This is a genomic window from Parabacteroides faecalis, from assembly GCF_022809355.1.
GTDB lineage: Bacteria > Bacteroidota > Bacteroidia > Bacteroidales > Tannerellaceae > Parabacteroides > Parabacteroides faecalis.
Window position 1 is genome coordinate 1 of sequence record NZ_JAKZMM010000023.1, and the last position, 24,290, is coordinate 24,290.

15 protein-coding genes and 2 pseudogenes are annotated in these 24,290 nt (G+C 40.2%); 6 read left to right on the plus strand and 11 right to left on the minus strand.

Annotated features, from left to right (window positions below; genetic code table 11):
* The 7 genes and pseudogenes from MUN53_RS09935 to MUN53_RS09965 form a co-directional block, all read right to left on the minus strand.
* Positions 1 to 705: pseudogene (locus MUN53_RS09935) on the minus strand (IS1380-like element IS614 family transposase); the annotation flags it as partial.
* 137 nt (positions 706 to 842) lie between these two features.
* Positions 843 to 2,165 (minus strand): annotated as a pseudogene (locus tag MUN53_RS09940) (cytochrome c biogenesis protein ResB); the annotation flags it as partial.
* Between the two features lie 210 nt (positions 2,166 to 2,375).
* Positions 2,376 to 6,377, minus strand: a complete 4,002-nt coding sequence (locus MUN53_RS09945) for an SUMF1/EgtB/PvdO family nonheme iron enzyme (protein WP_243325234.1) — start codon at positions 6,375 to 6,377, stop codon at positions 2,376 to 2,378.
* 102 nt (positions 6,378 to 6,479) lie between these two features.
* On the minus strand, positions 6,480 to 7,196 hold the full coding sequence (locus tag MUN53_RS09950; RefSeq protein ID WP_243325236.1) for a cupin domain-containing protein: 717 nt from the start codon (positions 7,194 to 7,196) through the stop codon (positions 6,480 to 6,482).
* Between the two features lie 30 nt (positions 7,197 to 7,226).
* On the minus strand, positions 7,227 to 8,321 hold the full coding sequence (locus MUN53_RS09955) for a chorismate transformation enzyme, FkbO/Hyg5 family (protein WP_243325239.1): 1,095 nt from the start codon (positions 8,319 to 8,321) through the stop codon (positions 7,227 to 7,229).
* Between the two features lie 10 nt (positions 8,322 to 8,331).
* Positions 8,332 to 10,107, minus strand: a complete 1,776-nt coding sequence (locus MUN53_RS09960; RefSeq protein ID WP_243325241.1) for a beta-propeller fold lactonase family protein — start codon at positions 10,105 to 10,107, stop codon at positions 8,332 to 8,334.
* 31 nt (positions 10,108 to 10,138) lie between these two features.
* Entirely contained in the window at positions 10,139 to 10,948 is an 810-nt protein-coding gene (locus MUN53_RS09965; protein ID WP_243325243.1) for an IclR family transcriptional regulator, read from the minus strand.
* A 305-nt stretch (positions 10,949 to 11,253) separates the two neighbouring features.
* Here MUN53_RS09965 and speA point away from each other — a divergent pair, with 305 nt between their 5' ends.
* The 6 genes from speA to MUN53_RS09995 all read left to right on the plus strand — a co-directional run bounded on the left by speA (position 11,254) and on the right by MUN53_RS09995 (position 20,792).
* Complete coding sequence (speA, locus tag MUN53_RS09970; protein WP_022455057.1) at positions 11,254 to 13,146, plus strand: biosynthetic arginine decarboxylase; 1,893 nt, start codon at positions 11,254 to 11,256, stop codon at positions 13,144 to 13,146.
* Positions 13,147 to 13,316: 170 nt separating this feature from the next.
* The gene (locus MUN53_RS09975) at positions 13,317 to 14,351 is read left to right on the plus strand and encodes an efflux RND transporter periplasmic adaptor subunit (RefSeq protein WP_243325244.1); all 1,035 of its coding nucleotides are present in this window, start codon (positions 13,317 to 13,319) and stop codon (positions 14,349 to 14,351) included.
* Positions 14,352 to 14,363: 12 nt separating this feature from the next.
* Complete coding sequence (locus MUN53_RS09980; RefSeq protein WP_245406158.1) at positions 14,364 to 17,408, plus strand: efflux RND transporter permease subunit; 3,045 nt, start codon at positions 14,364 to 14,366, stop codon at positions 17,406 to 17,408.
* A gap of 249 nt (positions 17,409 to 17,657) precedes the next feature.
* On the plus strand, positions 17,658 to 18,953 hold the full coding sequence (locus tag MUN53_RS09985) for a TolC family protein (protein ID WP_243325246.1): 1,296 nt from the start codon (positions 17,658 to 17,660) through the stop codon (positions 18,951 to 18,953).
* Between the two features lie 20 nt (positions 18,954 to 18,973).
* Positions 18,974 to 20,023 carry a sensor histidine kinase gene (locus tag MUN53_RS09990; protein ID WP_243325248.1) on the plus strand — a complete coding sequence of 350 codons (1,050 nt, stop codon included), beginning with the start codon at positions 18,974 to 18,976 and terminating at the stop codon, positions 20,021 to 20,023.
* On the plus strand, positions 20,016 to 20,792 hold the full coding sequence (locus MUN53_RS09995; protein ID WP_243325250.1) for a LytR/AlgR family response regulator transcription factor: 777 nt from the start codon (positions 20,016 to 20,018) through the stop codon (positions 20,790 to 20,792). Before MUN53_RS09990 ends, MUN53_RS09995 begins: the two co-directional genes overlap by 8 nt.
* Positions 20,793 to 20,857: 65 nt before the next feature.
* Here the strand turns inward: MUN53_RS09995 and MUN53_RS10000 are convergent, their stop codons facing one another.
* From MUN53_RS10000 to MUN53_RS10015, 4 genes are read right to left on the minus strand one after another with little or no spacing between them, the layout of a single operon-like run.
* Positions 20,858 to 21,436, minus strand: coding sequence for a LutC/YkgG family protein (locus MUN53_RS10000; protein ID WP_243325252.1), 579 nt, complete (start codon positions 21,434 to 21,436; stop codon positions 20,858 to 20,860).
* Entirely contained in the window at positions 21,433 to 22,800 is a 1,368-nt protein-coding gene (locus MUN53_RS10005) for a lactate utilization protein B (protein ID WP_022455067.1), read from the minus strand. The genes MUN53_RS10000 and MUN53_RS10005 overlap by 4 nt, the downstream gene beginning before the upstream one ends.
* The gene (locus MUN53_RS10010) at positions 22,797 to 23,537 is read right to left on the minus strand and encodes a (Fe-S)-binding protein (RefSeq protein WP_243325254.1); all 741 of its coding nucleotides are present in this window, start codon (positions 23,535 to 23,537) and stop codon (positions 22,797 to 22,799) included. The genes MUN53_RS10005 and MUN53_RS10010 overlap by 4 nt, the downstream gene beginning before the upstream one ends.
* A 22-nt stretch (positions 23,538 to 23,559) precedes the next feature.
* Positions 23,560 to 24,138, minus strand: coding sequence for a Crp/Fnr family transcriptional regulator (locus tag MUN53_RS10015; protein WP_243325257.1), 579 nt, complete (start codon positions 24,136 to 24,138; stop codon positions 23,560 to 23,562).
* Positions 24,139 to 24,290 lie beyond the last annotated feature (152 nt).

The following is a 24,290-nucleotide window of genomic DNA, read 5'->3' on the forward strand; positions in this document are numbered from 1 at the left end:
TTTGCAATGCTTCTCTATCTCACTGACGATTTCCTTCGAGCAGGAACCGCAGTCTGCCCTGAAGCGATTTACACGGATGTTCTGGGATTCCAGAAGAGCGAAGAATCTCTTGTGGGTCTCAGCCTGATAAAAGCGCACATTTGTGTTGCCATCGCTGTTCTCGACATAGACAATCATGTCACCGATGACATATACGCCAGGTCTGTAGCCGAGGAACTTCTTGTATGTCGGTTTTGCATCATACTTCTCTGTTTCAAGGAACTGATGGTCGAAATCAACATCGTAGGTTTCCACCTCATTCAGTTCACCAGTGGAAACCAAGGCTTTTATAAGCAAGGCGTTGAGCTTGTCTGCCGTATTGAAATCATAGGTCTTGCCCTTATCGGAAGTATATGAGATGTTTTCCTGTGTCAGTTCCTTGATGGCTCTGAGGATGGTATCAGAGCTGCATGTGCGCAAGGTCGGATGATACGAGAGATGACGCATCAGATGCGATGTTACATCCTCCACGCATGAACCGCCACAGAAGTACACGCTCATCAGAGAACGAATAATTTCGCTGTACTGATATCCGATGATACTGCTGCATCTCTGACCAAGTGTCTGGTCGATAATAGGTGAAAGCATGGAGTCAAATTGCTCCATGATTGAAAAAATTCCTCCAAAAGGTGTGAGTTTTTCAGATTTTATTTGTACCTTTGCCATGTCATATTAGAGTTTTGCTTGTTTTCTTTTTGCAACACTAAGATAAGTGAAAATTCTGACATGGCAAAATCCTGAGCAACTTTTTGTTGCTCAGGAACTTATAAATAAAGTTAAATCAAAGTGTTGCGGAATTAAGGTCCACTATAAACAGAAAGATCATCACCCGGCGCATACCATTTATGATTCGGATCGCCTTCCTTCGGAAATATATGTATCCGCTGGTAATTGAACACCTGATGCAAGATATTGACTTGTTCGTCCAATTTCATTAAATCCTTATCAAAGCGGGTCCGCTGATTCGGCATCTTTTCATAAGCCTTTTCGATATCTTCCTGAAACTTGTAAGCCCCATCCGTATTAAACACCTGCAAATAGGAACAGGCCTTTTCAGGTAAATCAAAATGGGCGGATATCTCTTTATTCGACACACTGATTAATGGAACCCGCATCCACATATCCGGCATCGCCAATAAACTTAGCAGGAACTGGTCGGAATTCAATTTACCAAATGTATCTTCCTTATGCAATTTTCTCAAAACTTCCGACGAGAAGGTATTCATCGGAATCATTCGTCCGTTTTCCGACTGTACAGGCAATGCGCCAAAAGCTGCCGCATGCTTGGGACTAACCACCAATTGCTGTACAACGGAATTCAAATCCATCGTCTTTTCGTCAGCCTTCATACCAGCTGAAAAACTCAACATACCGATCATGATCAGCGTAGAAACACCCACCGAACGCATCTTCTTCAACTGACGGCTTAAATGCATAAAACGGGAATTACGTCCCAAAATACAAATGACCAATCCCAAAGCCAGCAGGAAATATCCTGTATAAGTAATGTTCCGGCCGATCACATCCCGGTTGACAGACAAGATCGTCCCATGCTCATCCTTATCATAAGAAGCCTGGAAGAATCTATATCCTTTAACATCCAGAACATTATTCATAAAAATCAGTTCGCGACGCGTTTCGCCATCTACATGAACCAGTACCTCACTCTCGAAAGAAGAAGGACTTGCTGAACCCGGATACCGGGTTAAAGTAAACTTGACCAATTCTACATCAAAAGGCAGTGTATGAAAATAAGTCTTATCTCCTGCACGGACGGCAATCTGATTGCTTGACTCGCCTTCACGCAAATGTAACAGTCCTTCTTCGCTGAATACATGCGAGCACATAGCTCCGCCCAAAATAACGATGAAAGCCAGGTGTGTCAACAACGCGCCCCATCTCTTCCGGCTTATCAATTGATATTTCCAAGTCATGGCTACGAAATTAACAACCATCAGGAATTGCCAGAAAATAAATATCGGGGAATAATACACCCAAACCTTTGCCGTTTCAGTTCCAAGCTGTTTTTCGATAAAAGTCGCAGCGGCCAATCCGCAAGCATAAACAATCATCAGCAACAAACAAGTAACCGGAGAAGATAAAAACTTTAGAATATTCGATTTCATATACATCATTAACATAGAACCTGTCATCCCTTAAGGGAAAACATCTGACACACTAACTTTCCTTCGGCCGAAGGAAAGGTTTCCTCCGTACGGAGGAAGAGTATCCTCCGACCGGAGGAAAGTGTTCCTGCGGTCGGAGGAAAGACAATTCCCAATAAGGAACGTCTTAGATATTCATTAGGGAAACATCAAAAGTTCCCCAATTTTACCTTAATCTTCAATAATTACACGGAAACCAACATTGAATATCGGCTGCCAAGGATAGAATGCCTTACGACTATGAGCGGTTGAATACTTCGGACGTTCAACCCAAGAACCACCACGAACAACTTTATATTCGGATGTTTCTTTCGAATTCTCTTTGTAAGGATAAGAAACGTAATCAGAACGAGTCCACTCACCAACATTACCGTGCATGTTATACAAGCCGAATGGATTTGCTTCATATTTCTTACCACCTACCTGAATCAGACTACCGTCATTTACGCTTTCTTCTTTCGGCAAGAAAGTATAATACTTATACCAGAAGCTAGTCTTCGGCATCGGCTGCGGGTCGATACCACTTACAGCCAACAAGTTGGTTGTTTCGTCAGCCATATTCTCCTTCTTTCCGAAATCAGCATTCATATCACCGTACCAGAAGTCCTGATCGCTACCAGCACGACAAGCCCATTCCCATTGAGCTTCGGTCGGTAATGTAATATTCAAGCCAGTCTTTTCGCTCAACTGCTTACAGAATGCCATTGCATCATTATAGCTTACGCGAATTACCGGTTGATCCGGATCATTAGCCACATATCCCGGATAAACGTGGTCTTTCCACTGCTGATCCATATGACGGCTGTCATGATCTGGGAAGAATACATTATACTGCTGGTTGGTTACTTCCAATTCACCCATCCAGAATGATTTAGCGATCTTCACTTTTGCAGTAGGACGAGCATCTGGTTCACCATGATAACTACCCATAACAAACTGACCGGCAGGGATACGAACAAAGGCCATCTTAATACCCGGCGCCAATTCGATTTCCATACGAGTTTGTTTCTCGTCTGCCAACATTTCCTTAATAGCATCGGCATTGAACGGCCAACCTTTAGCCTTCAGTGTCTTTTCCTTTACAGGAGCTTCCTTTTCAGGCATAACCGGAGTGATCGGGCCTTTAGCCTTCAGATAGGCAGCATAGTCGGCAATTTCCTTTTTCCAATCTACGCCTGAGCCACCGGCATACTTGTTGTTCAATTCAATACGACGTTCAATCTGGTCAAATCCCTGATAAGGAATAATATTCTTACCAAGCACGTTGGCATTGAAATAACCCTTATCCGGAGCATTATAATCAATCCAGTTATACAAAGTTTTCCATTCAGCATCCGTCAGTTTCACATTATGGTGACCTTTCTTCAACAAGCGAACCAATTCACTTGTATTCTGATAATATTCGTACGGGAACAATACCAGCATATCACCTTCACCACCCTGACGATGTACATACGGATGTAAGTTCAGATAAGACGGACCATAACCTAACTTATCCTTTTCGCCGGCACGCAAGTCGAAGGCCTTACCCTGGCCATTATGGCAAGCGATACAAGCACGATCCAAGATAGGCTGGATTTCCAAATCGAATGTAAACGAACGAACACCACCTTCCGGAGCTTTCAGTTTAGCAGCTGCTTTCTGAGAAGCGATCACACGTTTCGGAATAGCGATTTCATTCTGATCCTCATGACAACCAACGCAAGAAACGACTTCACCCGGCTGACCAGTCAACCAACTACGCATCCACTGGATAGCGGCACCATCTTTATCAAGAGGCTGGATAGAAATAGGTGTATTGGCCGGAATCTTAAAGATAACAGAACCATCTTCTTCAACCGGAACTGTACCTAACAGACGTTTAATATCCCAACCACTCTGGATACCATGCCAGTTATGGTCAGATTGAGTCTTCACGTATGCATATTCATAAGCATGGATACGAAGTTCCTTCACTGTACCACGCGGAACATTCTTCAAACCTTCACCTGCATAAATATCCTGAATGAAGACAGTAGCTTCTTTATCATTCAATTTCACACGGTCCGGGATACTTGGCGGTGTAACAGACTTACGAACTGGAATCGGACTGATGAAACCTTCACCTTCTGCCTGATATACACAAGTAACGTTATCATAAATATCCACCAGATAAAGTCCCCACAAATCATTAGAAGACAACTTAGCAGATACCAAGAAATACTTATCGTTCAACGGCATCGGCTTTACAAACTGCGGCCAAACACCATTTACCAATTCATCTTTGATCAACTCCTGAACAGGACGGTTACGATGAGGTATTTCCTGAGTCATACCGGCTGCTCCTTTACGAGCTTTTGACGGATCAAATAAGATCAAACGACCAGAACGGGCAATACCATGGTGACCTGAGATAATACCGACAAATGCAGAAGGATGACCAGGCAATGGCTGAACATCAAATGTACTGTTCGGGAACATAGAACCACTACCGAACAATGCCTTCTGTTCTGTACCATCCGGATTCATATGCATCACAATACGAGAATAATAGTGTGTCAAGTCTGTATATTCCCAACGAGTGTACATAACTTTACCGTTAGCCATAATGGTCGGATTCCAGTTAGCATCCTGATCGAATGTGATACGACGCATACTCTTATCCTTCGGATTATATAAAACCATATTACCAACTGGGTCATCTCCACTTACACAAGGCACACCTTGATAACCAATGTTTGAAATACCGATGATTCGTCCATCTGGCAAATAAGTACCATCATAGAATTCCAAATCAGGTTCTTTCATTTCAATCATCGGATGATAACCGGTTCCGTCTAATTTGACTTCATGGATATTCCAACGCTTATCCGGCATTGTCTGCGTAAACATTACGCGATCTCCGTCCCAATGAAGTTTCAAGTCAGCAATAGAAGATGAATGATCCGGTTTATAAACCTGACGCATCTGAACGTCACCACGCAAATTGGTCAATTCAACAATTTCAGAATCGAAACCTTCACGACGGGCTGATTCCTGATTACTCCAGTTATTAGCCTGTGTTCCCAAATCCGGAGCCATAGCCTGACGAGCTTTCGCTCCTAATTTGAAACGAGTAGCAACAATCTTATCGCCATCAAGCAAGGTATTTCCTAACAAAATAGCACGCTTGTTAGCCAATGCTTTTTTCGCATCAGCCATCACCTGCGCATCTCCTTTATAAATACCAGAAAAGCCTTTCTTGTTTAATTCAATCAATTCATTAAGCAGAGGTTCATACTTAGCGACATCATAACCTTTCTGTCTCTTCATGTCGGCAAATGCCAGCTTAACAGCCTCAACATTCAACCATTCCAATTCGTCTTGAAGAGCAGCTACCGCCTGTATCTGTTCCAGCAAAGACAGATATTTATGAATCTGAGTATTCACATCCGATTCATTTGCAATCTGCTTAGCGGCTTCTGTAAAGTATGCCTTATCTTTCAAATGAGAAAGAGCTTTCTCAACAGCTTGTTTCTCTACTGAAGCGTCGGCTGTGATCAACCAAGTATCCAAACCGTCCAATACTGAACCCAACATGGCTATTTCTTTCGGATACTGAGCGTTCAATTCCTCTCCTACCTTGCTCGGCATAACATTCAACGCCTGGAAAAAAACGCTTCCGCCCTGAGATGTATCATCAATTCCGACTTCTGCTTCAAAACGGACATATTCGCCATTCAGAGGATAAACCAATGTTCCATTAGCATGACAGAAAACTCCATGCTTATATTCTTTCCCAGCAATAAAGATTTCGTGATCATATGCATTGGTATTCATTTTGGGTTTTGCCCAACCAGCAACACCATATTCATAAGGAATCTGATCCAACCAAACGGCTGTTCCATCAGCTTTGATCAAACGAGCATTTGCCCATACAGCCTGATCATAGTCTGTTCCATCAGGACCACCCGCCGTAACCAATACAAGTTTATCTAAGCCTTTCACATCCACAGTAAATGGCTGAGCCTTCTGCTTATGCTTCATCCACTGCGAAATAACAGGCATGCCTGCCTTCTTCAGCTTCTCTTGTAATTCGGTTTTTGCCTTAACGGATGCATCTATCCAATTATCAACTTTCTTTTGCTTCGGGCCAGCCCAAGCCAGTGTAGATGTTGATAAAAGAACAGATACTATTAGTTGATATTTGTTCATGTTATTCAATTATTCAGGTATGCAATTAATCTTACTAGAGACTAGCATAGTATTTTGTTCTATACAACCACACCAGGCTGTATAGAACAAAATCAAGAGAGATTATAATGCGGCTTTCGTATTTGTGAAACGCAAACCATCATTATCATGGTAACAAGCCCATTCATCAACAATAGCACCTTCCGGTCCAGCCATCATGAAATGGAATGTTCCCAATTCTTTCAGACGCAATACATCACCCACTTTCTGAACAACAAAATTCTTACTCTTAATCGGACCATGAGTAGCAGGAATAGCAGGAGCATTAGGAGTTTCATCTCCAACCTCAGAGAAATTATAAACCCAACCTTTTTCTACCATCCATGACTCATGCTTTGCAGGGAATTTTGTTTTAACGTGAGCATGTTCAGGAATCATCTGGCCTGGCAATAAATAAATGGCATGTGCAAAATAGCCATATTCCGGATCATTAACCCAGAAAATACCACCCATACCAACATTTTCGAAATCACCCAAACCAAAGTCAGTTACCCACATGTCTTTTGCCATAAGTTCTGTGAAAGGAACTCCATAAAATGCAAACATGTCTTTCATTGCTTCCATAGCAACATCTTGCTGGAATTTGCCGTCTTTATAGAAATCGGCATTTGTGTACTTCTTAGAATAAGTCATAGCTTTATTATTTTTAATATCAACTTGATTGTTCTCAGTCGTAGCATCTTGTGTCTTAGATGCGGTGTTTGCTGATTGATTAGAACATGCAACCATAGAAGATAAACCTATAGCTGTCACCATTAATTTAAAATCCATCTTTTTCATTGTACTTATTAATTATTTGTGTTAATAATATCATTTCATTGCTATTCCTTCAATCTCAATCAACAATTCTTCCCGACACACATCCGTACACATATAAGAAATAGGAATATTCAAATTATAAGCGTCCAAAAGTTGCTTTGCTTCTTCATAGAAAGAACGATCTTTCAAATAAACCCGCAACATCTTTATTTTTGCATCACCTATTAATTCTGCAATATTTTCCATTGTAATATGCAGTTGCCGTTCCAAGCCCACGCCTATAAGCGTTTCTTCTCCACGAATAGCAGCCGTACCAGAAATATAAATCATATTGTTATTTCCCGAAGTAAGCCGTTTGGCTCTTTCAAACTTCGGAGTAGTCTTTTGCGTACCAGCTTTTTCCAAAACTTTTTCAGAATATGCATGGGCTGCTATTTGAAGTTTGTTGTCAATTGGTGTTGCAAAACAATCTTTTTGTTTGAAGACAACAGCATCAACATCAACAACCAAACCTCCTAAATCTGCTCCGATACCCGTCGCTGCCGGATATCCATTACTCCAGTCTGCTGGTCCGTAAAATTCACTACGGGCATTATTAAACATCTGATAACGCTGGTCTGATCCATCGAAATCGGTTATTCTTTCGATATAATTCCACTGTCGTATTATACTATTGACCGGGAAACCTTCCTTGCGCAGCAGTTCACCCAAACATCTGAAAACACCAGATGCTTGCTGTCGAATACCAAACATCAAAATATCTTCTTGGAAGCCACCCGCATACAAACATCTCATTTCTTTATTCTCCAAAAGAACATACGGTGTACCTTCATAATGACGAAAGACAATAGAATCATCAGCTTCAGGCACATAACTATGTACTTCCATAATCAATGTTGCTCCTAATGGAGGTTGGGCCACATACGTCAATGCTGGTTCCATTTGCTGATAACGATGACGGATCTTTTCACGGATCAACAGTCTCCGCTCCAAATATTGAGAATTAGACAAGGGCATTCCAAAAAATACCAAACGCAGAACAACTTCGTTTTGAGGAATACAAGCGAGTAGTTCATCAACCGCACTATTAAAATCAGTTTGGCTTGTCTGAAATATATTATAATGTATCTTTTGACAATAATTCATAGTCCTAACTTTATAATGAATTCACATACTCAGTCAGTTCCTCAATCTCCTTATCAGAAACTTTCTTATCAATACCATGCTTATAAACACGGAACACATCTTCCATGGTTGCCGCTGCTCCATTAAATAAATAAGGAGCTGTTCGCCAAACTTCACGTAATGTAGGTGTATCCCAACCTTGTTCAAATTCCACATTCTCTCCTATGATATGATATTTCATATCTGTAAAGTTTGGACCACTATGGCATTCTCCACATTTCAACTTTTCAAATACCTTACGGCCAGCTTCAGCCTTCTCACTTAACTTACCATCTACCAAATATGGACTAGGAACAGGTTGTAGAGATTTCAAATATGCATCTACGCAAACTGCCATATCTTCTTCTGGTTCGTAAAACTGAATATAACGAAAGCCTGCTCGAACAGCAAGTTCTGCACTTTCACGAATACCAGATATCATACATGGTGGTGTTACATGACTAAACAAAAGGCTCTTGCAATTCTTCGAATTACCGATACCATCATTCATTAAATCCCAATTCATACCATCTGTTCTTGCATCTCCAGGATGACAACCATTACAACTCTGCCAATTCTGGAAGCAATGAGCAGCATCGTTAAAATATCTCTCCCCCTTCTGTTCAACCGTTTCTGTCCGATCCGGATTTAAAGGCACAGAAGTCAAATCTAAAGATTCCTTGTCTAGCACATTCAGTACGTCTGCGAAATAAGTTGGAATGACAACTTTATTTTCATTTGTGACCATACAACGAGGGCCATTGCCTTGTAAAGGAATTCTTGTTCGCAAACCGTATAAGAACGTCAGATCATAGTCCAAACGGGATTTATCAGGATATGCCTCAAATTTTTCACGCATAGCTTCATGATCAATTACACTGACTTCATGCGTTCCACTATGTGTTATATAAATTTGTTTTTCATCACAAGCAATACTCCAAATACCTGCAGCTCCACGATCAGGCTCATCTACGATAACAACACCTGCATAACTTAAATTCTCCGCATCAATAATACTAAATGCACTTGTATTCATCCAACCTTGTTGAAGCTGTGAGGTAGGAACAGTAAAACGACCTAAATTATGAGATACATATACATATTTCCCATCAGGCGTAATACATAAACCTCGCAAAGCATTACTTCCATTTGCCAATTGGATATCTTTTACTTTTTCAAAAGTATTTACATCAATCACAGACACACAAGCTGCCACATAATCAAGATCAGCCCGCTGTGCCGGCAAAAAGTTTGTAACAAACAAATATTTTCCATCTTTACTGAAAACAGCAGACCGAGGCTCACGCAGTACATTCACTGTACGAACAATCTTTCCACTAGCTAAATCAATTTCTACAACATTATTAGAAAACTGATTACATATATAAATATGCTTTCCATCAGGTCCTAATAAAGGATAACAAGCCCCAGAACCAGTAGGAATTATTTTCTCTACTTTTCCCGTCTCCATTTGCATGATCTGCAAATGACCCATAGTTTCAAAAGTTGTCACATAGGCTTTTCCTTCATGTAACAAAATACCTGTGGGCGTTTCATCGACAGGATAAGAATGTAAAAGTTTTTTACCATCAGCTGAAAAAATATCCACACACTTCTTTCCTTTTTCAGCCAGCCACATTTCTCCGTTTTGACTTATATCTATCCCTGTTGTAAAAAAAGGTTTCGTGTCAGCTTTAACCCACGAAAAACAACAACAAGCTAAGCCAGTCAATAATAATTTCCCAAATAAACTTTCCAGTATCTTCATGGTTCGCTATTTTTATGGTAACATACATTTATCAATCTTTCAACATCGGGCTATATCCTAGTTCCGCAGATATTATTTTCGCATACTTTCGGATCATCTGAGCAGATTCTTCGACTACTGAATCCGATAATCGATCTTTAGGTCCAGAAATCCAAATAGCCCCACATGGATAACCAGTATAATTTAAAATAACTGAGCCGATACATATAACACCACTCATTTCTTCTTCATTATCCAAAGCATATCCATTTTCTCTTACTTTTTCCAGCTCTTTCAAATATGTGTCACGATCCGTTATCGTATTTGCATTAAAACGCTGGAACTGCATATACGATAAATATCTATCACGAACGGTATTAGGCAAATAAGCCATAATAGCTTTCCCTGGAGCTGAGCAATGGAGTTCAAAAGGTTTACCCGGAGCTAATACAAAATGAAAAGCATGAAGTCCCTGAGCTTGCTCAATAAAAATACCTTTTTCATTTCCCAAAACTCCAAAACAAACAGTTTCTTTTAATATATCACGCAAATCACGTAACTTCGGCAATACGATTTCCAATAAATTATGTTCCTTCAAAGAACAAAACCCCAATGTTAATAACTTTCGTGTAATCTGATACCGTTTCGTTTTATCTTCGAAATATAAATATTCCAATCGGACCAACGTATTTAGTATACGATATGCTGTCGTCTGGGAAATATCCAACGCCTGTTTAATTTCTTGCAAAGTTCGTCCTTCTGAATTATAGGAAAGATATTCTAAAACAGCTATTCCCTTTTCCAAGTTAGGAACTTTATAATTCTCATCCGTTTTTTCCACATTTGACATCTGTGTTTCCATATTTGAAATATTGTTTCAGATTTGAATCAAATGTACATCTCTATACCTACAAACCACGAATTATTCTGCAAAAATGAGTTAATTCTGTTCTATAACATAAAACACACATAAAATTAATCACAAATACTTTTACATCTCCAAATTTAATAAAAAAACTCAAGATATATGATTTTTTTTTCGCACCTTTGAGGCTGTTTTAGAATCGCCTGGCAGACGAATATTTATAATAAAGTATTCTTCGAAAAAAAATAGATTCTATACATGTTTATTCTTTATTATCATCTAAACGTATTAACAGGAAGTAAATGAGAAAATGGAAAATTGAAGATTCAGCCGAACTGTACAATATTAATGGTTGGGGACTGAATTATTTTTCGATTAATGAAAAAGGGCATGTCGCGGTACAACCCAAAGCTGGTGGACCAACTATCGACTTGGAGAATCTAATGGAAGAATTACAAATTCAAGATGTAGCGGCACCTGTTTTACTCCGTTTCCCGGACATTCTCAATAACCGTATTGAGAAAATATCTAGTTGCTTTGAAAAGGCAGCAAAAGAATACGGGTTTACGGCCAAAAATTACATCATTTATCCTATTAAGGTAAATCAAATGCGCCCCGTTGTTGAAGAAATTGTCAGCCATGGCAATAAATTCAATATCGGACTGGAAGCTGGTTCAAAGCCGGAGTTACATGCCGTTCTGTCTATTGATATTGACAGCGATGCCATGATCATTTGTAATGGTTATAAAGATGAAAGCTATATAGAATTAGCTTTATTAGCACAAAAGATGGGTAGACAGATCTTCTTAGTCGTTGAAAAAATGATGGAATTGAAGACCATTGCAGCATTGGCTAAGCGTATGAATGTAATGCCCAATATTGGTATTCGCATAAAATTAGCTAGTTCAGGTAGTGGAAAATGGGAAGAATCTGGTGGCGATGTTAGTAAATTCGGATTAAATTCCAGTGAACTTTTGGAAGCTCTAGAATTATTAGAGCAAAATGGATTGAAAGATTGCTTAAAACTAATCCACTTCCACATAGGAAGTCAGGTAACTAATATCCGAAGAATTAAAACAGCTCTTCGGGAAGCTACCCAATTTTATGTACAATTAAAGCAACTAGGTTTCAATATCCAATTTGTAGATATAGGCGGAGGATTAGGCGTTGATTACGATGGTACTCGTTCAGCCTTAAGCGGGAACAGTATGAATTACTCTATTCAAGAATATGTTAATGATGCAGTTTCTGCCTTAGCCGATGTATGTAAAAAATTCGGATTGGAACAACCTAATATCATTACTGAATCCGGACGTTCACTAACAGCTCATCATTCGGTTTTAATCATCGAGGCTTTAGCTAGTACAAGTTTACCTGCTTGCGATGAAAATGAAGAATTACAGCCAGATGCACATGAATTAGTTCGTGAACTCTATAACTTATGGGACACATTAAACCAACCCCGCTTGATTGAAACTTGGCACGACACACTTCAGTGTAGAGAAGAAGCTCTTGAATTATTTAATTTGGGATTAATTGATCTGAAAACTCGTGCGCACGTGGAACGATTATTCTGGTCTATCGCTCGTGATGTTTTTGAAATGGCAGAAAGCGTTAAACATGCTCCAGACGAATTGAAGAAAATATCAAAATTATTACCAGATAAATATTTCTGTAACTTTTCTTTGTTCCAGTCTTTGCCTGATTCGTGGGCTATTGATCAGATTTTCCCGGTCATGCCTATCAGCAGGTTAGAAGAACAGCCAACCAAGTCCGCCACATTACAAGACATAACTTGCGACTCAGATGGTAAGATTGATAATTTTATTTCTACACGAAATTTCTCTTATCATTTGCCAGTTCATAAGTTAAGAGATGGCGAACACTATTATTTAGGAGTATTCTTGGTGGGAGCTTATCAGGAAATTCTAGGAGATTTACATAATCTTTTCGGAGATACCAATGCGGTACACATCAAAGTAAAAGGAGATAAATATGTCATAGACCGCGTCATTGAAGGAGAGACCGTCGCTGATGTTTTAGAATATGTACAATTCAACCCGAAACGGATGGCGCGAGCCATTGAAGTTTGGGTCGCATCTTCTGTAAAAAAAGGAACAATTTCTGCAGAAGAAGGTCGTGAATTCTTATCCAACTATCGTTCCGGTCTATATGGATATACTTATTTAGAATAATTTTCCTTACGTGCAATATATATAAAAGCCCTTTTGATAAGGGCTTTTTTTCTTTTCAGCGGACTCTTTTTCTGTTTCAGTCTCATGATACGCCGTTTCAGTAACGATAGACTGGTAAGACCACTTCCTCTACATTACTTTTGCTTCTCGATAAATCAATTCATAGACAAATGAAGAAGCAAATCATGTATGTTTTATTATTGGGATGGCTCACTGCTTGCAGTAAGCCTAAGGATCAACAAACAGAGGAATTTATGGCAATTAAAGCCAGTCAAGTAGTTACCGAACAGATTTCCTCCGAACGTTGTTATTCATTCATATCTCAACCTTATAAGGAAGCTGTTCTTTCGTTCCGTGTAGGTGGTATTGTTGATGAATTCAATGTACAGTCGGGACAATTCTTCAAACAAGGAAGTAGAATTGCATCTATAGATGAACGAGATTTCATCATTCAAAAAGATCATGCACAAGCATTATACGAACAGGCAACATCGGAATACAATCGTGTAAAGATATTATATACCCAAAATAACATCTCCGGAAGCACTTATGAAAAAGCAAAAGCTGATTATCAAATTACAAAGGCTAATTTGGAAACAGCGACAAATCAATGGAAAGATACCCAGCTAACGGCACCTTTCGATGGCTATGTACAGCAAGTATATATTGAAAAGTATCAGGATGTACGTCCATCACAAGCAATCGTTTCATTGATGGATTTATCGAAGATTAAAGTCGAAGTTTATATTCCGGAAGAGATAGCGGTACAACTTCGAACGAAAAAGGATTTACCCATACAAATTACTTTTGATGGCTTACCTGGAGAAATATTCACACCTACAGAAATCTTTGTTTCACAAAATATCACAACAAACAATATCTCATTTCTGCTAACAGCTATTATCATGAATCCCGGAAACCGCCTTTTCGGCGGAATGTCCGGAACAGTTTCTCTGTCTCTTGGGAAAGAGGCAGAGAAACACTCTACTTTTGTTCCTCAGTCGGCTGTATACCATCGAAAAGAAATTGGATCTTTTGTTTGGGTTGTTTCTCCTGACCAACGCGTACAACAACGTTGGGTAAAGACTGGTATGCTAAAAGAGAACCATTTGATAGAGATTAAAGAAGGTATTAATCCCAATGAAAAGGTAGCAGTAACAGGTTTATCCTTTTTATCGGACGAGCAACAGGTAACAATCTTATAATCTGGCAGACATATGATTCTCAAAATAGCAAGATTCTTTTTACAGAACCGCGCTTTTAGTTGGTTTCTGTTAGTATTGATATTGGGAGGAGGACTCTTTTCATATGTAAAAATGGGGAAATTGGAAGATGCTCCATTTACGATCAAACAAGCAGTAGTCTTGACTTCTTATCCTGGAGCTTCACCTGAAGAAGTCAGAGAACAAGTAACAGATGTATTGGAAGAATCTATCCAATCATTAGGTGAATTATACTATTTAAAGAGTGACAACCGGGCTGGTTTATCAAAAATTACGGTGTACGTCAAAAAAGAAATACGTGCCGATGCCATGCAACAATTATGGGATAAGTTACGTAGAAAAGTGAACGACGTACAAAATAAATTACCAATTGGTGCTGGTCCTTCGATAGTAAACGACGACTTCGGTGATGTTTTAGGGGTATTTTATGGATTGAGTAGCGAAAGTCATTCATACCGAGACTTGGAAGATCAAGCGCAACAAATAAAAAAGGAAATCTTAAAAGTAAAAGATGTAGCCAAAGTCGAATTGTCAGGAATACAAAATCGAACCATTGAGGTGAACGTTGATCCTACACTATTGACACAACGAGGTGTGAGTGTAGCAGCAATTGCTCAAGCTTTCGAAAAACAGAACAAGATAGTAGATGCCGGAGCGATCGAAACTGAAGAAAGTCGATTACGAGTAGATGCAACTGGAAGTTTTACAAGTTTAGAGGAAATAGAAAACCTGACAGTAGTTTCCCATCATGGAGATTACTTCCGGTTAGGTGAGATTGCAAAAATCACCGAATCGTATGTTCATCCAGCCCGTAGCTTCATGTTCGTGGATCAAAGGCCAACTATCGGCATTGCCATATCAACCGTTGCGGATGGAAATGTTGTCAATATGGCAGCTGGTGTTAAGCAACGAATGGATGAACTCCAAAAAGAGATGCCAACAGGTTTCTCCCTGACAACGATTTACGATCAAGGGCATGAGTCGGCAGTTGCGAATGAAGGTTTCGTAATGAATCTGATAATTTCCGTCTTGACAGTGATAGCTGTACTACTTTTCTTCATCGGTTTCAAAAACGGTATATTAATAGGTAGCGGACTGATATTCTCCATCTTCGGAACATTAATCTATATGATGGCAAACGGGATTGCCCTACAACGCATGTCGCTCGCAGCAATTATCATCGCTATGGGTATGTTGGTGGATAATGCCATCGTTGTATATGATCTCGCTTTGATCAATATGCAACGGGGGATGCGCAAACGTGTTGCTATCTTACGAGCGGTATCAAGTACAGCTCTTCCATTATTGGCAGCCACGCTGATTGCCGTACTTACATTTATGCCAGTTTATCTTTCTCCTCACATTACAGGAGAATTGTTGTCGAGCTTATTCATCGTCATTGCAGTTTCACTTCTGCTGAGCTGGATCTTGGCTATCTCTCAGAACGTATTCTTCATTCAAGAATTTGTTCGTCGACCTCGTCCGGATGAACTTTCTGGAGAATTGTATCAAGGAAAGATATACGATGGATTCAGACGGCTATTGGCTTTTACTGTACAGAAAAAATATACGGTAGTTGTGGCTATGATCGGTTTACTGCTCCTATCGGCTTGGGGATTCCGATTTATTCCGAATGTCTTCATGCCTCAACTCAACAAACAGTATTTTACGATCGATCTACGCCTCCCGGAAGGAGTTCGGATTGAAGAAACGGAACAGAAAATGACAGAGATTGCACATTTCTTGCAACAACACGAAGACGTTGTGCATGTCTCGTCTTTCATCGGACAAACTCCTCCGCGTTTTTATCTGGCCAATTCTTCCTATGGGCCTCAACCGAATTATGCCCAATGCTTAGTAGAAGCAAAAGATCCCGAAAAGGCAAGGGCTTTACAAATTGGATTGCAAGAAAAACTCGCAACGATGTTTCCGGGGATATTCATCAAAGTGAATCGGTTTGAGTTGAATTCAATACCTGAAGCATTGATCGAGGCTCGCTTCTGTGGAGAAGACCCGGCAGTACTTGATTCCTTGACCCAGCGGGCCATCGAGATTATGCGGAAAAATCCGAAGGTATTATATGCCCGCAACGAATGGAGCAATATGGCCATGAAGGTTCGCGCGGAATATGATCCTTACAAAGCTGGAAGATTAAATATCGGTAAGGCCGACATGATGCAGGCAGTTAAAGCTATCCAAGACGGAGTCGCAGTGGGAGTTTATCGCGAAGAAAATAAGCAAGTACCTGTCTTGCTATGCTCAGAACGACCTCAGGAAATGAATGTTGAGCAACTGGGAGACTTACCTATCTGGAACGGAATGAATACAGCTCCGCTGGCACAAGTATCTGGTCCGATCTCGCTTGATTGGGAGTATCCGCTGGTTCGTACCTACGACCGCAAACTATCAATGGCAGCACAATGCGATGTCAAGCCGGGTTATACCATGAAGGAAGCATATGACGAGGTCAGGGAAGAGATCGAGCAAATCCACTTGCCCAAAGGGTATAGTTTCTTTTGGGATTCGCAGATCAAAGACCAAAAAGAGGCGATGGAAGCCCTGACCAAGTATTTCCCGCTGGCAATTTTGCTACTCGCAATGATCCTCATCGCGCTGTTCCGCAACTTCAAGCAACCGGTCATTATCTTCCTCATCTTGCCGCTTTCATTGATCGGCGTGGTGTTTGGGCTACTGGTTTCCGGCTTTGACTTCGGCTTTTTCTGCATGGCTGGTTGGCTGGGCTTGCTGGGGATGATCATCAAGAATGTGATCGTCTTGCTCGACGAGATGAATACTCAGCGGAAAAATGGAGTGGATGCCTATCAGGCCATCATCGAATCGACCGTTTCACGCGTCCGACCGGTCTTAATGGCTGCCATTACAACGATTTTAGGCATGATTCCGTTGCTCTTCGACGTAGTTTTTGGAGGTATGGCAGCCACCATCGTCTTCGGATTGAGCTTCGCCACGCTTCTGACCCTCTTCGTCACCCCAGCTTTGTATGCTATTTTTTACCGGGTGAAGAAAATTGAGATGTAAGGACTTATGGAACGAAAAAAGATAATTATTTCTGCGATATAATACAAATTATTATTTTATCATGCTGCAAAATAGAAACAAATATAAATATTTGAATCTATTCTGCGGCAGAATAAAGCCTCATATTAATAATAGATACTATTCTGCAGCAAAATGATAATTTATTTAGAAATAAAGTACCATCATGCAAAATAATAAGGAGCCATTAACAGAGTAATTCTTATTAGGCGCACAGAAAGATAGTTTTATATGAAAAAGGTAGTTTTATATATCGGACTTATCCTGGCTTTGCCATTGGAAGCCCAAGAAGATAGTTTTTATCAGCTTCAATACCGCGAAAAGGTGTTGCATTACAACCAAGACATCAAAGCGGCTGATTTTCAGGTGTCCATACATACTGAAATGGCACAATCAGCACGGGCGGATTTCCTGCCCAAGCTATCGGCCGATGCCGATTTCAAATACACGGGTAATCCCTTACAACTGACACGCACTGTTGGCGACATACCCATTTCATTCGAAGGAAGAAATATCCACTACGGAGGATCTCTCACCTTGGCACAACCTATCTACATGGGTGGAAGCCTCCAGGCTGCCTACCGAAAAGCTCTACAAGAAAAATCTTTGGCGGAGCAGGAACGGCGACGTATTCTGAACAACATCGCCTACGATGCTGACGTACATTATTGGAATGCTGTTGCCCAACGCGAAATGGTTGGCGTGGCTGCTGAGTATAAAAAAGCTGTCTCTCGTCTGGTGACAGTAGTTAAACATCGGGTAGAAGTTGAATATATCGACAAAAATGATCTGTTGATGGCAGAAGTTAAACTCAACGAAGCAGATTACCAGTGGTTACAAGCTACTAATCAGGCTGAAGTGTCAAATCTGGCCTTATATTCGTTCGCCGGCCTTGAAACTAACGAAGATCTCTCTACCGATTCCATCGTGGTCGCACTAAAACAAGGCATGACAGAAATACCCGATGTAATGGCGACTTTAGAACAAAGACCGGAAATGCAAATTGCCCGTAGCCAAGTCGATATCCAAGAATCGACAGGAAAGATAGCCAACGCACAATATCTTCCCAAAATTTCGGTAGGTATCAATAGTAGTTATTCTTCACCGGGCTATGACTTCACGTCCGATCTTGATCCGAATTATGCCGTTTATGCCAAAGTCAGTATTCCTCTTTACGAATGGGGTAAACGAAAAAATACCCGGCATGCCAGCCGTTATCAAATACAAACAGCCCAAGAAAACCAACAGAAAATAGAGGACCAGGTTCGTTTGGAAATTGAGACGGCTTATTATACCTTTACACAGTCAATCGACCAGGTACGGCTGACGGAAAGCTCGTTGCAAAAAGCCGCCGAAAGTGAGCGGATGGCGATGGACAAATATCGCGAAGGGCGTATCTCGATTGTCGAAGTAATCAATGCCCAGCTCTATCATCAGCAGGCAAAAGTTAATTACATACAATCAAAATTAAATGCACAAGTGGCAAGAAGCAGTTATCATCGGGTAACATGTAGCTTCACTCTATAATAAAATAAGGAAAGAAGAAAATGATGAAATACAGGAATCAAATAAGTAACGGCTTTTTCAATGTACTTTTATTCTCAGGTTTGGGATGCTTTTCGCTTTTCTTCCTGGTACGCTATACCGATATTCCATTAAATTCTCAGGATATATTGATGACTCCCAAAGTATATCTGGCAGTCAGCATTATTTTTACCGGTGTAGGACTAAGCCTGCTCTATCTGAGCCGGAAGATTCGGAATGCGCATCCCAGCCTGTTCCGAAACCGAAAGAAACTAATTCTGTCCTCGGTCATAACAGCTGTAATTTTATTTGCTTCCAATTATTTGTTATTAGTTACTGTAAAATGGATTGTCGGAACGGAACATCCATTCGGACTCCAATGGCATGGTGTACGAATGCTGGTCATCACCTGGATGATCGAACTGCTCGTGAGTGGTCTGTTGATGATCAATAATTTCTACAGACAGATCATTCTGCTCTACGAACGGAATGCCAATCTGGAAGAGAGTTCCCTAAAAGCCCAATATCAGGCATTGCAAAGCCAGTTGAATCCACATTTTCTATTCAACAGTTTAAATGCTTTGATTGCAGAGATAGAATATAGTCCGGAGAAGGCCATCGAGTTTACACGCTATCTGTCGGATGTCTATCGATATATCTTGCAAAGTCAAGAAAGGCAAATGGTTCCATTACGAGAAGAGTTAGAGTTTCTTCATTCATTTATATTTCTGCACAAAGTAAGGTTAGGCGAATGCATCACAGTCGAAAACCGGATCAAACCATCGTTGCTCGATTCGTGCATTCCGCCCCTTACTTTACAATTATTGGTTGAAAATATTATCAAGCATAACATCATCAGTCTTTCCAAACCCATGAATATCCTTTTGGATACGGAAGAAAGTCCGCTACGACTTGTGGTAAAAAATCAAATCCGGAGCAAACAAGGAATTGTACCTTCGGGTAAAGGTCTGATGAATCTAGCCAAGCGATACCGGCTTTTATGTAACCAGGAAATCCAAATTACAAAAGATAGTACATGTTTCATCGTTAAAGTACCATTGTTAGATGAATAAGATAAAAGCAGTCGTTATAGAAGACGAATTACCAGCATCACGCTTATTATGCAGCAACCTATCCCGCCTTCGTCCGGACTGGGAAATCGAATCTTTACCAGGAACCATCGAAGATTCTGTCGCATGGTTTGCTTCGCATCCGCATCCCGATATTTTGTTTCTGGACATACAGCTAACTGACGGTAATTCTTTTATGTTCATAGAACAAGCGCATCCGAAAAGTTTCATAGTTTTTACAACAGCCTATGATACCTATGCAGTGAAAGCATTCGAAGTAAATAGTATTGACTACCTATTAAAACCTATTCATCAGGAACGATTGTTAGAATCTATCCTGCGTTTTGAAAAACTAAATCAGCAACACGTCATGAAAAACGAAACAAGCGACTTATTGGATGTATTGTTGAGTTTGTCAAGTCCGGAAAAGAAATATAGGACTCGTTTCCTCATCTCCGGAACAAACCGTTTGTTTACGCTTCAGGTAACAGATATCGCCTATTTCCTATCGGAAAACAAAACGACATTGGCTGTAACCAAAAACAATCAGATGCATATCATCGATATTTCTTTAGATAAACTAAACAATCAGTTAAATCCGGATCATTTTTTCCGAGCAAACAGACAATTCATTTTGGGAATAGATGCTATCAAACGGGTAGAACCTTATTTTAACAGCAAAATGCTGGTTAGTGTTGTTCCAGCCTATAACGGACAAATCATTGTCAGCAAAGAAAAAGCTACCCAGCTCAAAATGTGGTTGAACTATTAATATCAGTATCGCATGTATAACACATGCGATACTGACAATTATATGGAGAATGGGATGAATCAAAACTATATCAGAATAACCGTTACACGAATCGGACCATGAGCGCCAAAAACCAAAGCTTGTTCAATATCTGCTGTCTTTGATGGGCCAGACATGAATACTCCAAAAGAGTAATCAGCATTTGTGATCCGGCGATAAGCTTCATTCATGTTATTAACCAATTCCTGCCGGTCCAATAAGATAACCAGAGCATTGGAAATAAAATATACAGCCTTATACCGATATTGGCACGGCAACCAAACAGCTGCATTCTCAGCCACACCAAATTCTCCTTTTACAACAGAAACATCTGTTCCGTTCAATTCCCGGGGATCTTCCAGTTCATCCGGATTAAACGTAGCACACGTAATCTCATTTAAGTTAGAACCGATTCGCTGTGCTTCCGGATAGAAGCGCCGGATAACGGCATTCAGATCATCATCGGGTTGCATCACATAAGCTTCCCCTCCTGCTGCTTTCAGTACTTCTATAAAAGTCTTTAGTTTATCTTCGTAAACGATCGCATTCAATGACAGATCCGGCATGTCATACTGTTGCCGGGTATTGGCATGAATCCGTTTTAATATGTCTTCTTTACTGCTCATTTTACTTTGTTCTTTTTCCACAATTCATTAAACGACTCTTTTGCAAACGTAGGAAGTTCCCGACCTTTTCCCCAGGCATTAACAGCATTATATACCATAAAACGAGGCAGATGATTAACTAACGGAGCAAACTTCAACGCTGTATTAAACAAGGCAGGACGTTCCATTAAATATTGCATACCGGCAGACATCAGTTTCTTCTGTTTATTGGCCCGTCCAATCCGATCCAAATCCTGCCGCCATTTATATATCTGTTCACCTAAATCTACCTTAGCAGGACATACATTCGAACAAGAAAGACATAATGAACAAGCCGAAACATTATCGGCATATTTCTCAGGATTACGCAACATGCCCAAATTGATACCAATAGGACCCGGAATAAAATATGTATATGAATAACCACCACTACGACGATATACCGGACAGGTATTCATACATTCTCCACAACGGATACAATTCAATGTCTTCACATGATCAGGTTGGGCCAAAATCTCACTTCGTCCGTTATCCACAATGATGATATGGAATTCACAACCCTTAGGAGGCTTTCTGTAATGAGAGGTATAAGATGTGATTGGTTGCCCTGTACCGGAACGGGCCAACAAACGCGTGAAAACGCCCAAAGCTTCCCGGTTGGGAACAATCTTTTCCATACCAAAAGTAGCAATATGAACCTTGGCAAACGAAGTTCCCATATCAGCGTTCCCTTCATTCGTACAAACCACTATCTCTCCTGTAGAAGCAACTGCAAAATTAGCTCCTGTCATTGACACATCTGCATGTAAGAACTTTTCCCGTAAATGTTTTCGTGCCGCATGCGTCAGATAAGTCGGATCAAAATTACCTTTTTCCGTACCTAATTTTTCTTCCATCATTTCTCCTACTTGTTGACGTTTGATATGAATAGCAGGAAGAACAATATGGCTTGGCTTTAAATCCATCAATTGAAGAATGCGTTCACCAAGATCACTTTCCACGACATCTATTCCTTTTGAAAATAGAAATGGATTCATTTCACATTCTTCAGTTAACATCGATTTACTCTTCACCAGATTCTTTGCCTGATGTTCTTTTAATATATCATACACGATCTGGTTGTGCTCTTCAGCGTCTTTCGCCCAATGGACAATAGCTCCGTTTGCTATCGCATTCTTTTCAAATTCCTGTAACAAAGTTTCCAGATGACTATTTGAATACATCTTAATAGCACTGGCCAAATCCCGTAACCTTTCCCATTCAGGCAATGATTTACTTTGTTTATCTCGTTTGGCACGAACCATCCATAATGTCTCATCATGCCATTTTTCTTGCGGGCGATTCTCTATGAATCGTGCTGCCGCTATTGAATGTTTCGTACTCATAATCCGGCTGCTAATATCTGAACAATATGAATAGTTTGTATAGGAAGATGTTCTCGCTTAATCACACCTTGCATGTGCATCAGACAGGAACTATCTGCTCCTGTAATATATTCTGCTCCCGTACTGATATGATCCATCACTTTGTCATGCCCCATACAGACGGAAACTTCCGGTTCTTCTACCGAAAACATTCCTCCAAAACCACAGCATTCATCTACACGCTTTGGTTCAAAGACCTCAATACCTTTCACCAAAGAAAGTAAATTTCGTAACTTAGAATAATAAGGGATGTTCATCTCACTCGGCGAAGAGAGGTGCAATTCTCGTACTCCATGACAACTATTATGCAAACTTACCTTATGAGGAAAAACAGCCGGTAGACTTTCTGGTTTAACCACATCATGCAGGAACTCACAGATATCGTAGATTTTCTTGCTATTTGCACAAACATGGCCCGCTTTCTCCAATATATGCGGATGATTTTCTTTGACAAATGCAACACAACTGGCCGATGGACCCACTACATAATCGTACGATTGAAAAAGATCTTCCATTCGAACAGCCAATCGGGTTGCTTCATTCTCAAATCCGGCATTAGCCATAGGCTGACCACAACAAGTCTGATCAAGCGGATAATCTACATCAACCCCTACTTGCTTCAACAACTTGAAAGCAGCCACTCCAACTTCCGGATATACCGCATTGATATAACACGGAATAAATAATCCAACTTTCATATATATGTTTCTAATTACGTAATCAAACAATGTTTGCCCGTACCCGGCTTAAGGTTTCCGGAGTCATTAATAAATAGGAAGCAATATGCGACAATGGAGCTCGCTTCACTATCTCAGGTTGCTCACGCAACAAACGATTATAACGCTCATTGGCTGTTTCCATCCGAAACATATCCATCTTTACTTGGGATAATATCAATGAATTTTCCAATAACCCGCGATATAACACTTCAATCTCGTAGCATTCGGCTCCTAATGCCAGTACTTCATCATGCGGAAGACCATAAATAACCGTATTCTCCAAGGCCTCAACAATCAAGCGGCTTGGTACCTGACGTAAAAAACTTTCTATACAAATAAAAACGTCTCCTTCACAAGAAAAGTGTTCTGTAAACTCCTTCTTGTTCTTATAATAATATTGTCTGACAAGCCCTTTCTGAACGAAACCGATTTGTTTACAGACATCACCCTCATTCAAGAAATTCTGTCCTTTTTTTATCTCTGTCCTAACCAAAATGGAAGCCAGCTTTTCTAAAGCCTCCTTACTGATGGACACTGTCTGCCTTGACAATTCCAGAGCTACATTTAATGAATCTTCCATCCCACTACTTTTAACTAATCCAAACGCAAAGATACATAATCATCACGATGAATGTATAGTGAGTAACCCAGATTCTTTTTAACGATTAAATTAATTTTTCTTCAATCGTTTTTTATTGGTTGAAGCAGATTCCTAATCAGTAAATATGTTAA

Bases quoted from the DNA above. Each gene is read 5' to 3' on its own strand.
- MUN53_RS09945 (WP_243325234.1), bottom strand. From the start codon at position 6,377: ATGAACAAATATCAACTAATAGTATCTGTTCTTTTATCAACATCTACA.
- MUN53_RS09950 (WP_243325236.1), bottom strand. From the start codon at position 7,196: ATGAAAAAGATGGATTTTAAATTAATGGTGACAGCTATAGGTTTATCT.
- MUN53_RS09955 (WP_243325239.1), bottom strand. From the start codon at position 8,321: ATGAATTATTGTCAAAAGATACATTATAATATATTTCAGACAAGCCAA.
- MUN53_RS09960 (WP_243325241.1), bottom strand. From the start codon at position 10,107: ATGAAGATACTGGAAAGTTTATTTGGGAAATTATTATTGACTGGCTTA.
- MUN53_RS09965 (WP_243325243.1), bottom strand. From the start codon at position 10,948: ATGGAAACACAGATGTCAAATGTGGAAAAAACGGATGAGAATTATAAA.
- speA (WP_022455057.1), top strand. From the start codon at position 11,254: ATGAGAAAATGGAAAATTGAAGATTCAGCCGAACTGTACAATATTAAT.
- MUN53_RS09975 (WP_243325244.1), top strand. From the start codon at position 13,317: ATGAAGAAGCAAATCATGTATGTTTTATTATTGGGATGGCTCACTGCT.
- MUN53_RS09980 (WP_245406158.1), top strand. From the start codon at position 14,364: ATGATTCTCAAAATAGCAAGATTCTTTTTACAGAACCGCGCTTTTAGT.
- MUN53_RS09985 (WP_243325246.1), top strand. From the start codon at position 17,658: ATGAAAAAGGTAGTTTTATATATCGGACTTATCCTGGCTTTGCCATTG.
- MUN53_RS09990 (WP_243325248.1), top strand. From the start codon at position 18,974: ATGATGAAATACAGGAATCAAATAAGTAACGGCTTTTTCAATGTACTT.
- MUN53_RS09995 (WP_243325250.1), top strand. From the start codon at position 20,016: ATGAATAAGATAAAAGCAGTCGTTATAGAAGACGAATTACCAGCATCA.
- MUN53_RS10000 (WP_243325252.1), bottom strand. From the start codon at position 21,436: ATGAGCAGTAAAGAAGACATATTAAAACGGATTCATGCCAATACCCGG.
- MUN53_RS10005 (WP_022455067.1), bottom strand. From the start codon at position 22,800: ATGAGTACGAAACATTCAATAGCGGCAGCACGATTCATAGAGAATCGC.
- MUN53_RS10010 (WP_243325254.1), bottom strand. From the start codon at position 23,537: ATGAAAGTTGGATTATTTATTCCGTGTTATATCAATGCGGTATATCCG.
- MUN53_RS10015 (WP_243325257.1), bottom strand. From the start codon at position 24,138: ATGGAAGATTCATTAAATGTAGCTCTGGAATTGTCAAGGCAGACAGTG.